Annotated in this window: 9 protein-coding genes and 1 pseudogene; 5 read left to right on the top strand and 5 right to left on the bottom strand. The window is 70.5% G+C overall.

The window, feature by feature from the left end:
- Nucleotides 1–248: 248 nt before the first annotated feature.
- Together VF632_RS05585 and VF632_RS05580 are read right to left on the bottom strand one after the other, a co-directional pair.
- Complete coding sequence (locus VF632_RS05585) at nucleotides 249–710, bottom strand: hypothetical protein (protein ID WP_331021872.1); 462 nt, start codon at nucleotides 708–710, stop codon at nucleotides 249–251.
- Between the two features lie 277 nt (nucleotides 711–987).
- Nucleotides 988–2,175 (bottom strand): ATP-binding protein, encoded by a 1,188-nt coding sequence (locus VF632_RS05580; RefSeq protein ID WP_331021871.1) that lies wholly within the window; start codon nucleotides 2,173–2,175, stop codon nucleotides 988–990.
- 196 nt (nucleotides 2,176–2,371) lie between these two features.
- Here VF632_RS05580 and VF632_RS05575 point away from each other — a divergent pair, with 196 nt between their 5' ends.
- The 3 genes from VF632_RS05575 (at nucleotide 2,372) to VF632_RS05565 (ending at nucleotide 4,762) form a co-directional block, all read left to right on the top strand.
- Nucleotides 2,372–3,043, top strand: a complete 672-nt coding sequence (locus VF632_RS05575) for a glycoside hydrolase family 19 protein (protein WP_331021870.1) — start codon at nucleotides 2,372–2,374, stop codon at nucleotides 3,041–3,043.
- A 134-nt stretch (nucleotides 3,044–3,177) separates the two neighbouring features.
- Complete coding sequence (locus VF632_RS05570; RefSeq protein ID WP_331021869.1) at nucleotides 3,178–3,699, top strand: flavin reductase family protein; 522 nt, start codon at nucleotides 3,178–3,180, stop codon at nucleotides 3,697–3,699.
- A gap of 37 nt (nucleotides 3,700–3,736) precedes the next feature.
- A complete protein-coding gene (locus VF632_RS05565; RefSeq protein ID WP_331021868.1) occupies nucleotides 3,737–4,762 on the top strand; it encodes a medium chain dehydrogenase/reductase family protein in 1,026 nt (341 codons plus the stop codon).
- Nucleotides 4,763–4,893: 131 nt separating this feature from the next.
- On the opposite strand, the gene VF632_RS05560 is transcribed toward VF632_RS05565, so the two are convergent.
- Nucleotides 4,894–5,148: a hypothetical protein gene (locus tag VF632_RS05560; RefSeq protein ID WP_331021867.1), complete on the bottom strand. Its 255-nt coding sequence runs from the start codon at nucleotides 5,146–5,148 to the stop codon at nucleotides 4,894–4,896.
- 200 nt (nucleotides 5,149–5,348) lie between these two features.
- Between VF632_RS05560 and VF632_RS05555 the strand changes: the two genes are divergently transcribed.
- Complete coding sequence (locus VF632_RS05555) at nucleotides 5,349–6,119, top strand: zinc ribbon domain-containing protein (RefSeq protein WP_331021866.1); 771 nt, start codon at nucleotides 5,349–5,351, stop codon at nucleotides 6,117–6,119.
- Nucleotides 6,120–6,435: 316 nt separating this feature from the next.
- On the opposite strand, the gene VF632_RS05550 is transcribed toward VF632_RS05555, so the two are convergent.
- A complete protein-coding gene (locus VF632_RS05550) occupies nucleotides 6,436–8,679 on the bottom strand; it encodes a penicillin acylase family protein (protein ID WP_331021865.1) in 2,244 nt (747 codons plus the stop codon).
- A gap of 315 nt (nucleotides 8,680–8,994) precedes the next feature.
- Here VF632_RS05550 and VF632_RS05545 point away from each other — a divergent pair, with 315 nt between their 5' ends.
- Nucleotides 8,995–10,398 carry a S8/S53 family peptidase gene (locus VF632_RS05545; protein WP_331021864.1) on the top strand — a complete coding sequence of 468 codons (1,404 nt, stop codon included), beginning with the start codon at nucleotides 8,995–8,997 and terminating at the stop codon, nucleotides 10,396–10,398.
- Nucleotides 10,399–10,936: 538 nt separating this feature from the next.
- Here the strand turns inward: VF632_RS05545 and VF632_RS05540 are convergent.
- Nucleotides 10,937–11,046 (bottom strand): annotated as a pseudogene (locus tag VF632_RS05540) (IS5/IS1182 family transposase); the annotation flags it as partial.

Below are 11,046 nucleotides of genomic sequence, written 5' to 3'. Positions count from 1 at the left end.
CGACGGGTTTGACGCGGCCTCAAACCTACGCTCCCACGGCATTTTTGCAGACTGCGCCTTGTATTTCGGCCCTGACACCCCTATCAGAGATGTGGGTAATGGGTAGCCCGCTTGCGGGAGAGGGGGCCGGGGGGAGAGGGCGGCCGAGGCGTGCGCCGGACCCGGTCGAAACGCTCCGATCCTCCGCAAACGAAAAAAGGGCTCCCATGCCCTGCGCACGGGAGCCCCTTCGTCATCGACCGGACGTGCTACTCTTCGTCGCCCTCGTCGTCGTCTATATCACCCTCGGGCTCAGCGTCGGGGTCGGGCGCGTCGGCGGCTTCGCCCCGCAGCACCAGCACCCATCGCGGCGGCGTGTGGCGGTGCGACTGGTAGAAGTCGCGGAACAGGTCCACGGCCTCACGCGTGGCCCCGGCCCGCTCGTCTTCAGGAAAGCCCCAGAGCAGAAGCTCCAGCACGGCCCTGGCGTCGCGCCCCGGAAGCGCGTCGTCCGGCTGCCCGGCCACGCCCGCCCGCAGCTCCCGCGCGTAGTACTTCTTCCACAGGCGCAGGTTGCGTTCGTACGGAACGGAGCCGTCGATGAACTTCTTGGTGGCGCCTACCTTCACGCCCGCACGTTTGGCAACCTTGCGCAGCGACGTGCGCGCAACCTGGCCGCGCACGTGCTCACGGATCCGGTCGATCGACGGATCGGCGACACGCTCGGTCATAGGACCCTCCCCGGGCGGGAGGGCCTTGTGCCTCGTGCACTTTGTTTGCTTCGTCTTGGATTACACTCTACAGATTAGTGCCGGTTTTTGGTCCCGGCAAGAACCTGAAAGCCCGATCCCGCAACTTATACAAAGTAGACGCGGCGCGATAAACTCTTGTTCACGGCAGAAGTCCAGGCGTGGCGCGCCCATTCGGACCGCGCGCAATGCGCCACAGGCGTTACAGGGCTGTAACGCCTGTGGCGGAAATTGATTCAGAAAAGCACGAGGCGCGCCTTCAGAGCAGTGCCGCGAGAAGCGCGAGGGCCGATCCCACGGCCGACGCGACGGACACGACGAGGGCGGTTCTCGCCTGCCGCTCGGCCGCCTTCGTCCCCGCGCGCGCAGCCGCGCCGGCCGTCTCTGCGATGCGCTGCACATCCTCGCGGAGCCGCTCGGCGTCTTCGCGGGAGCGGGCCTGCGCCTTTTCCATCCGCCGCAGCGTTTCGGACAGCGGAGTGACGGTGTCCTCCACCTCCACCAGCCGCGTCGACAGCGCCGAGACCTCATCGTCCATCCCGCCGCTCCCCGCCAGCCCGGCCATGCCCGCCAGCGCCGACTCGCCGAACAGCGACTGGTCCATCACCCGCTTGGATGCCAGCACGTCGTCAACGGCGCCCTCGAAGTGGCGCTGCGCGATCCGCTTTTCCGCGTCGGGCCCCGGCTCGGCGATGGCCATCTGCGCCGCCTTGAGGACGGCGTTCTTGATGTCGCCCCCCGTCACCGGATAGCGCTGGGCGAGGGCAGAGAAGTCCACGTCGGCGGCCAGGGGCGTCTTGCGGGCGTGGATCTGCACCTTCCAGATCTTTTCGCGCTCCTCCGGCCCGGGCTGCTCGAAGAGGATGTGGGTGCGGATGCGCCGCTCGAACGCGGGGTCGAAGTTGGCGGCCAGGTTGGTGGCGAAGATCACCACGCCGGAAAACTCCTCCAGCTCGCGCAGCAGCACGTTCACCACGGCGTTGGCCTCGCGCTGGTAGCCCTGGTCCATCGACGTGAAGCGGCGCCCGGCGATGGCGTCGGCTTCGTCGAAGAAGAGGACGGCATTTTCCTCCTGGGCGCTGGCGAACACGGCGGCCACGTTCTTGGCCGTTGCGCCCGCCCACTGGCTTTCCAGCTCGTTGTAGCGAACCACCAGCAGCCGCTTGCCCAGGGCGTGGGCGATGGCCTCGGCGCAGATCGTCTTTCCCGTGCCGGGCGGGCCGGCGAAGTTGAAGGCCAGCCCCAGCCCGCTTTCGTGCCTCTCCCCCAACCCCCACTCGCCGAAGATCAGGTCGTGCTTCTGGATCTGCACCAGGGCGTTGTCCAGCGCCCGCCGTGTGGAGGGGGGCAGCACCACGTCGGCGAAGGAGCGCCGCGGCGTGCTGGCGCTGGCCAGCGCGGCGCGGTCGGGGCCGAAGATCAGGTCGCGCAGGGGGTTGTTGGACATGCTTGGGGAAGTGCGTGGGTGCGTCAGTGCGTAAGCGGGAATGCGTGCGAAGGCAGGCGGGTGCAAGGAGTTCGCCGGGGAAGGATCCCCGGTGCCGCTCCGTGGCGGGAACGGCGCCTCGTGATTACCTTTCGATGCTGGCTTTTCGTCCCCCCGCCGGCAGCCTCTCCGATCCATCCTTCCCTGGAGTGCTCCCATGAGATTCGACCGCACGAAGTTCTTCGACGCGTACACCAACGCGTTCGGCGCGCTGAAGCAGAGCCAGAAGGACGGCCTGAATGCGCTGCTCGCCGCCGCCGAGCGAGACGGCGACATCACCGACATCCGCTGGCTGGCGTACATGTTCGCCACCGTAAAGCACGAGTGCGCCGGCACCTGGCGGCCCATCGAGGAATACGGCAAGGGCAAGGGCCGCAAGTACGGCCAGCCCGTCACCGGTACCGACGCGGCCGGCAAGGAGTACAGCAACGTGTACTACGGCCGCGGCTACGTGCAGCTGACCTGGGACTACAACTACCGCGGGATGGGCGCCGCGCTGAAGAACCGGCTGCTGTACGAGCCGCAGCTGGCGCTGGACGCCGAGGTGGCGTACGAAATCATGTCGCTGGGGATGCGGAAGGGCTCGTTCACGGGCAAAAAGCTGGGGGACTACATCCACGACGGCGCCTGCGACTACGTCCAGGCCCGCAAGATCATCAACGGGCTGGACCAGGCGGAGCGCATCGCGGGGTATGCGCAGAAGCTGGAAGCCATCCTGCGCGGCTCGGCGGTCGCTGCCGTGCCCGGCATCCCGGCCCCGCCCCAGCCCGTCGCGCCCATGATGCCGTCGCCCGGCGTCGCCCCGGCAACCCACCTGCCGAACTTGTGACCTCACGGGGACGCGCGGGGATTCTCGCCGCGCGTCCCCGTGAAACCCCGCTGTCGGCCCCGCTCCCCGTGCGCGGAGCCGGGCCGACGTGCATCTTGCAGCGGATTGCATCAGACAGAGACCAGGAGATCGCGATGAGCCGCCGACCCATCCAGGCCAGCATCCGCACGCACGCCGGCGACGACGAGCTCGCCGACGGCGTACGGACCGAGGACTTTCGCGAGGCGATGTCGCTGTGGGCCAGTGGCGTCGCCATCCTGGCGGCTTCGGACGGCGACGACGTCGAGGCGATCACCGCCAGCGCCGTGACGTCGCTTTCGGTGGATCCTCCGCTGGTGCTGGTCTGCATCGGGAACCACGCCGCCATCCTGCCGACGATCCACGAGCAGCGCCGCTTCGTCCTCAACCTGCTGGCGGAGGGCGACCGGCGGCTGGCCTCAGACGTGGCGCTGCGGGTGCCGCCGGACCCGTCGCGTCTCCCGGAGTCCGGCGACGCCGTGCTGGAGGGCGCGCTGGCGTCGCTGGTCTGCCGCCTGTGGGAGACGTATCCCGGCGGTGACCACCAGATCGTCATCGGGCAGGTGGAGCGCGTGGAGATTGGTGCCGAGGCCGCGCCGCTGGTGCACTTCGCGCGGGAGTATCGCGCGCTGCGCTGATGCGGGTTCATCGACCGGACGGGACAGGGAGGCGGACGTGAAACAGGTGTGGATCACCCGGCGCGGCGGGCCGGAGGTGCTGCAGGTGCGCGAGGCGCCGGACCCGGAGCCGGCCGCCGGCGAGGTGCGCATTCGCGTGGAGGCGTCGGGCGTGAACTTCGCCGACGTGCTGGCGCGCATGGGATTGTACCCCGACGCGCCGCCCCTTCCCACCGTGGTCGGCTACGAGGTGGCGGGGGTGATCGACCGCGTCGGTAAGGACGTCCAGGGCTTTCGCGAAGGCGACCGCGTGGGCGCGCTCACCCGGTTCGGCGGGTACGCGGACGTGGTGTGCGTGTCGCCGACGCAGGTGTCGCCGCTTCCCGACACGCTCTCGTTCCAGAAGGCCGCGGCCATCCCCGTGAACTACCTCACCGCGTGGATCATGCTGGTGCACCTGGGCTGCGTGCGCGAGGGCGACCGCGTGCTGGTGCAGGCGGTGGCGGGTGGCGTCGGGCAGGCCGCCGTGCAGATCTGCCGCTGGCGCGGCGCGGAGGTGATCGGCACGGCGAGCGCGGGCAAGCACGAGCGGCTGCGGGAGATGGGTGTGGCGCACTGCATCGACTACCGCACGCAGGACTTCGAGGCAGAGGTAAAGCGCATCACCGGCGGCAACGGCGTCGACATCGCGCTGGACGCCGTGGGGGGCGAGTCGTTCGCCAAGAGCTATCGATCGCTCGCGCACCTTGGGCGGCTGTACGTCTTCGGCGTGTCGAGCTTTGCCCCCGGCAAGCGCCGCAGCATCCCCGCCGCGGTGCGCGGGCTGTGGAACATGCCGCGCTTCAGCCCCATCCCCATGATGAACAGGAACCGCGGCGTCCACGGGGTGAACCTGGGGCACCTGTGGAAGCGCGTGGACCTGCTGAAGCGCATGCAGTCCGAGATCATGGAGCGGGTGCAGGACGGCACCTTCGATCCCGTCGTGGATCGCGTGTTTCCCCTGGAGCAGGCGGCGGATGCGCACGCGTGGATCCAGGATCGCAAGAACTTCGGGAAGGTGCTGTTGGGTGGGGGAAGTGCGTGAGTGCGTGAGTGCGGAAGTGCGAAAGTGCGAAAACAAGGAGCCGGGCCAGCGATGGGACCCGGCTCTCCGGACGTTCAGGCGATGGTGCGCGCCGTTTCACTCCCGCACTAACGCACTAACGCACTTCCCGGTCAGCGGATCCCCGTGATGGTGGACATCATCTCCTGGATGGTCGACGGGTCCACGCCGTACATCTGCGCGATGTAGGCCGTGCTCACGCCGTCGTCGCGCAGGTCGCGCAGGCGGTCGGCGGCCAGCTGGCTGATGAGCCGGATGCGCGCGTCGGTGGACGGATCGGGTTCGACCGAGAAGGTGCGGATGGGCGGAACGGTTGCACTCTGTCCCTGCCCGACGATCGACAGCGCGGGATTGGCTCCACTCTTCATCGGAAGTCCTTTGCCGCGCGGGCCTGGTGAGTCGGGGAACCGGCCTGGACAGGTGCGCATCGCAATCGGGCAGAACGCGTGCCCGGCGCGTAGCATGGGCCGTGGCGTGCGCCAGGGTTGAGTGGGGTAGGTGCGCGCCGTAGATTTACGGGATTCCGTCCCGTTGGTTCGTTCCGTCGTTTCCGGCCCGTGTGGAGCCCATGAGCACAACCTGCCCGTCCTGCGGCACCGCGTCCGCAGGACGTTTTTGCCCCGATTGCGGAGTGGCGCTGAACGCCACCTGCCGCGAATGCCAGAACCCGCTGCCGCTGGGCGCCCGCTTCTGCAACGACTGCGGCGTCGCCGTCGCCACGCCCACCGCCGCCCGGTCGCGCAAGGCAATGGTTCCCTGGGCGCTGGCGGGCGCGTCCGTGGCCGCGCTGGCGCTCGTGCTGGTGTTCCGCCCTGGCGGCGACGAGCCCGCCGCCCAGCCCACCGCCGCGACGCCGGCCGGCCCGTTCGCGCAGAGCGGCGCCCCCGCGGGCGATCCCTCGTCGGTGGACCTTTCGAGCATGACACCGCGTGAGGCCGCGGACCGGCTGTTCAACCGGGTGCTGAGCGCCGAGGCCAGCGGCGACACGACGCAGGCCCGCCAGTTCGCGCCGATGGCGGTGCAGGCGTACGGGCAGGTGCCGCAGGACAACGACGTGCGCTACCACCTGTCGGAGCTGTACCGCGTGCAGGGCGACGCGGCGGCGGTCAGGGCGCAGGCCGACGCCATCCTGGCGGCGGACCCCAAGCACCTGTTCGGCTTGTTCGCGGCCGGGCGCGCGGAGGCGATGGGCGGGAACGCCGCGGCGTCGCGCACGTTCTACAAGCGGTTCCTGGATGCGTACGGCGGCGAGGTGTCGCGCGACCTTCCCGAGTACCGCGACCATCAGCAGGCGCTCCCCAGCATGCGCGCCGAGGCGGAACGGCTCAGCGCGCAGTAGGCCCCTCCCCCGGCCCCTCCCCGCACAAACTACGTGCGGAGAGGGGAGAACGACGAAACACGGCGGCGCGCCCGTTGTCATCCAGAGGCGCAGGCGCACGGCACCAGCGCGTACGCCGGTCCTGCGCGCCGAAGGATCTTGCCGCGGATGCTTCCCAGCCCGGGCGCGGCAGCGGTCGGGGATGCCGAGGCCTCGGCTGCCGTGGGGCCCTCACCCGTCCTCGCTTATGCTCGTCCACCCTCTCCCACAAACAGCGTGGGAGAGGGGGTAAACTTCGGATGGCGTGCGGCGGCGACTGTCGCGCGCCCCGGCGAGGTCACTGCCCCGGGCGGTACACGCGCTCCGTGTGCCCGCGCAGCTGCCCGGGGTAGAAGTACACGTCGCGCAGGCGGCCGGCCGCGTAGCGCTCCGCCTGGTCGTTGAAGTGCCGCGAGCCGGGATCGCCGCTCTCGCCGCCGGCCGTGACGGCCCGCGCCCGCACCGAGTCGCGCCCGAACTCCACCGCGGCGACGAAGCTGTTGCCGCTGGTGCCGTACCACCGCCGGCTGCCGTTGCGCGGTGCCGCGGCAAAGGAGGCGAGCGAGCCCCAGTGCCCGTGGGTGAACCCCACCGGGATGCTGGGGCCCGCGTCGCTGAAGGGGTGCACCACGTCCCCCGTGATCCGCTGAAAGCGGTTGATCTCTCCCCACGGCGTTCGCCAGCTGCCGAACTCCCGCTCCAGCCGCTCCACCGCGAACACCAGTGCCTCCAGGTGCTGCTCCGGGGTCAGGGCCGCCGCGGCCCAGTGCAGCGTCGTCGCCGTGGGGCCGCGCTCCGCCACGCCGGGCGCCCGGCCGCCGTGCTCCCCCCACAGCCTTGTGCCGTAGAAGATGGCGAGCGAAGTGGGGACGGAGGCCGCGTCCCAGCGGCGGTCCCACCCGCGCAGCGCGGCCACCGGCTCGGCGAGCCGCGCCCGGCGCGGGTCCCCCGCGGGCAGGGCGTCGTACGCACGCAGGAGCGGCGGCAGCACCAGGTCGAAACCGGGCATGTGCGGGTCGTACGCCGCGTCGATCAGCCCCTGCAGCGTCCACCCCCGCCGCCCGCGCAGCAGCTGCAGGGCGTGCAGGCCGCGCGCGTTCTCGCCGTAGGTGTCCATGTAGCGGGCGAAGCGCTCGGGGCGGGGGGAGCTCTCCCCGGCGGCGGAGTACGGCGTGTTGTTGGTGTTCTGGATCCACCCCGTGGCGGGGTTCACCATTCCGGGCGACTCGTCCAGGGCGTGCAGTCCGCGCCAGTCGGTGGCGGGGTCGCTTCCGTCCACCGGCCGCGTGTAGTCGAAGCGGTCGTCGCGGCGCGGGATGAACTGCGGGTGGAAGTAGGCGATGTTCCCGTCCGCGTCCGCGTACACGGTGGCGTTCGACGAGTTGGCGCGCAGCTCCAGCGCGCGGCGGAACTCCGCCAGCGTGCGGGCCCTGGTGCGCAGGTAGCTCTGGCTGAGCGCCTCCACCGGGGTGTTCATCATCGCCACCGCTACCCAGCGGCCGTCCTGCTCGCGCACCACCGGCCCGTGGTGCGTTCGGAACACGGTGATGCTCCGCCGCCCCAACGCCCCGTCCGCGCCGCGGACGGACACGGTGACGGTGTCCGTCGTCACCGGCCGCTCCTCGGCGCCGTAGCGGTAGACGTGGCGGCCACCGCGCTCCGCCACCGTCTCCAGGAACTCGTCGACGGCGTCCACCCCGCTGGTGGTGTGCATCCACCCCAGCCGGTCGTTGAAGCCCTGGTAGATGAAGAACTGCCCCCAGGTGGCGGCCCCGTACGCGTTCAGCCCCTCGTCGCTGGTGGCGTGCAGCTCCGCGCGGAAGAAGAACGAGGTGTGCGGGTTGATGAGGAGGAGCGCGCGCCCGTTCGCCGTGTTCCCCGGGGCGATGGCGATGCCGTTGGAGCCGCCCTGCTCCTTGAAGGCCCCGGTGTCCGGCACGGGCTGCCGGGCAGCCACCTGCCGGGTGCCGTAGAAGGCGGCCAGGTCGCGCAGCGACACCCGCTCGATGTCGGCCCCGATGCTCCCCTCGCTGAACGACAGCGCCATCCACGGCTCGAACCGGCGGATGGCGCGCGGCGTCACCTGGGGGTGCGTGTGCAGGTAGAAGTTGAGCCCGTCCGCCCAGGCGTCCATCAGCGACCGCAGCCACGCCGGGCTCGCGGCGTACTGGGCCCGCAGCGTGTCGTGGTCGATGAAGAGACGCTGCCGCACGTCCTGCCACACCGCGGACTCGCCTTCCGCCTCTGCCAGCCGCCCCAGCGACACCAGGAAGTTGCGCTCCACCCGGTTGAAGTCGTCCTCCGCCTGGGCGTACATCATCCCGAACACCGCGTCGGCGTCGGTGCGCCCGCGCACGTGGGCGATCCCCCAGTCGTCGCGCGTGATGGTGACGGCCTGCGCGCGCGCCTGCCACCGCGCCAGCTCGCCACCGGCCTGCGTGGCGGATGCGGGCGCCGGCGCGGGCGGGGCGGGAGCGGCGCACCCGCTCAGCACGAGGAGCGCGAGCACGCGTCGGGCGGGGGACCTCAGGAGGCGGTTCATGGGCGCATTCGTTCGGGGAGGGGCGGCCGCCTGGGTGCACGGTCTGCCGCCCGCCGGTCCCCGGAACCTGCGACCGTGCCGAGCCGCGCCGCAAGGCGCGGCGGGCAATTCCGCCCCTGGTTCTGAACCGGCCTGCGCCGGCGGATGGCCAACCGCGCTCGCATCTTCGGTTTTGCACGCGATGTCACATTCCTTGCGCGCCATGCTTTGTTGAGCTATAATCTGAGGTTCCACACCCATAGACATGCCGCTGTACCGAACCGCCCGGCTTCACGGGCGTGTTTGCCGTTTTCACCTATCCCGTGAGGACGCCCCATGCTCAACCGCTTCACCCCCGCGGCGCTCGCCGCCGCCCTCGCCGCCCTGGCGGCCTGCTCCGATGCCGATCAGCCCGTTGCGCCCGACGTGCAGCCGGACCTGGCCCGCTCCGGCCAGCCGGTACCCACGCGCCAGGAGCAGCGCGGCGGCACGTTCATCGAGCTGAGCGACGCGCAGCTGTGGACGGCGGTGCAGGAGGGCGGCGGGCGCGTGATGGTGGGGCTCAAGGCCCCCGGCGGCGCGCGTGGCGTGTGGCAGGGCAAGGTGTTGGTTGACCGCGGCACGTGGACGCAGGGCAGTGCCGCCGTGCTGGCGCAGCGCGGCGTGCAGCTGATCCAGGCGGACGACCTCCTTCCGCGCGTACAGGTACGGGTGAGCGACGCCAGCGCGCTGGCCGCCATCCGCAAGCTGCCGATGGTGGACTACGTGGAGCCGGTGCTGGTGGCGGGTGACCTGCACGCCTTCGCGGGGACGGGCGGCTGCGGGTACGGCAGCTCGTGGACGGGCGACCGGCAGTACACGTCCACGAGCGACATCTACTCGCAGAAATTCACCGGGATGAACATTCCCTCCGCCTGGAGCCTGAGCGCCGGGGCGGGGATGACCATCGGCCTGATCGACACGGGCCTCTCGTCGGGGCAGGGGCAGTTCACCAGCACCTTCGCCTCGGGCTCCAGCACCGGGCGCACCATCAGGTTCATGAAGGTGGCCTCGCAGTCCAGCGTCTATGACGGTTGCGGCCACGGCACGCGCATGGCCGGCATCATCGCCGCGCCGTGGGACGGGCGCAGCGTGGGCGGCATCGCCTACAAGGCCAACCTGATCAGCGTTCGCCAGGCCAGCGGCGTGGCGGCCGTCAGCAGCGCCGACGCGGCCGAGGCCGTGCGCATCGCCGCCTCCAACGGCTCGCGCGTGATCGTGATGGCGTGGGAGAGCCTGAACTGGTGGTGGCAGGTGTCCGACGAGATCGAGTACTGGCACTACAACCGCCCCATCCTGTTCCTGGGCGCGGCGGGCACTTCCGGGTGCGGCGACGGGATCCTGGACAGCAACGTGGTCTTCCCCGCCGACATGCCCGAGGTGATGGCGGTTACGGGGATCACCTACCCCGGCGGCGGCGTGCCCTGCGGCATCCACCGCGGCGCGGACGTGGAGATCACGGCCTACCTGGACGTGCCCAGCACCGGCCAGTACACGGGCGACGTCGTGGGGATGGGCGGCAGCTCCAACGCCACCGCGGTGGTGGGGTCCATCGCGGCGCTGGTCTGGTCGCGCACCCCCACGCTGACGCGCGACCAGGTGCGCGCGCGCCTCCAGCAGAGCGGCGCCTTCTACCCCAGCCGCCACTCCGAGCAGGGGTACGGCCTGGTCAACGCGCTCAAGGCCGTTCGCGGATACTGATGGGCCTCACCCGGCTCGCTAAGGCTCGCCCCCCTCTCCCACGAACAGCGTGGGAGAGGGTACACTTCAGATTCCGGTGCCTCCCGCCGGCGTGGAGTGCATGCAACGGAAGCCCCGAACCGTGCAATCGAGCGCGTTCGGGGCTTTCGCGTTTCGCATCTCACGCAGGCCATACCTGCCGGAGCGCAATCGAATTCTCCCTTTCCCCTGCGAAGCGGGGGAGAGGGCCGGGGAGAGGGGGCTGCCGCGGCATGCACCGGTAGCCCGTCGGAGCGCACCAACATCGTCCGGCCCCGCACTCCACCTGCCGGAGCGCAATCGAATTCGCCCCTCTCCCGCTTGCGGGAGAGGGGCCGGGGGAGAGGGCAGCCGCGGCATGCGCCGGCCCCGTTCGAGACGCCCCGACGTCGCGGCCTCTGCACCGGTGACCGCTGCCGCGCCCGGGCTTGTACGTGGCTCAGAGTAGATCCTTCGGCCCGCGAAGGATGTGCTGCGGGCAGGCAGAGTGCGCCTGGGCCTCAGAGGGTGTTGAGAAATGTCAACTTGGCCGAAGCCGACGGAGCATGAGACCCGACATCGCAAGATGGATCCATGCTTCGCTACTCTCCGGCAGGCCCTCGTAGTCCTTGCTCAAACGGCGGCAGCGCC

The sequence above is a fragment of the Longimicrobium sp. genome, assembly GCF_036388275.1.
In the GTDB taxonomy this organism is placed as follows: Bacteria; Gemmatimonadota; Gemmatimonadetes; order Longimicrobiales; family Longimicrobiaceae; genus Longimicrobium.
Note: the sequence above shows the minus strand (reverse complement) of the source record. Positions and strands in the feature narration are given on the sequence as shown.

Excerpts from the sequence above, each read along its gene's own strand:
- VF632_RS05555 (WP_331021866.1), top strand. The coding sequence starts at position 5,349 with ATGAGCACAACCTGCCCGTCCTGCGGCACCGCGTCCGCAGGACGTTTT.
- VF632_RS05570 (WP_331021869.1), top strand. The coding sequence starts at position 3,178 with ATGAGCCGCCGACCCATCCAGGCCAGCATCCGCACGCACGCCGGCGAC.
- VF632_RS05575 (WP_331021870.1), top strand. The coding sequence starts at position 2,372 with ATGAGATTCGACCGCACGAAGTTCTTCGACGCGTACACCAACGCGTTC.
- VF632_RS05585 (WP_331021872.1), bottom strand. The coding sequence starts at position 710 with ATGACCGAGCGTGTCGCCGATCCGTCGATCGACCGGATCCGTGAGCAC.
- VF632_RS05580 (WP_331021871.1), bottom strand. The coding sequence starts at position 2,175 with ATGTCCAACAACCCCCTGCGCGACCTGATCTTCGGCCCCGACCGCGCC.
- VF632_RS05545 (WP_331021864.1), top strand. The coding sequence starts at position 8,995 with ATGCTCAACCGCTTCACCCCCGCGGCGCTCGCCGCCGCCCTCGCCGCC.
- VF632_RS05560 (WP_331021867.1), bottom strand. The coding sequence starts at position 5,148 with ATGAAGAGTGGAGCCAATCCCGCGCTGTCGATCGTCGGGCAGGGACAG.
- VF632_RS05550 (WP_331021865.1), bottom strand. The coding sequence starts at position 8,679 with ATGAACCGCCTCCTGAGGTCCCCCGCCCGACGCGTGCTCGCGCTCCTC.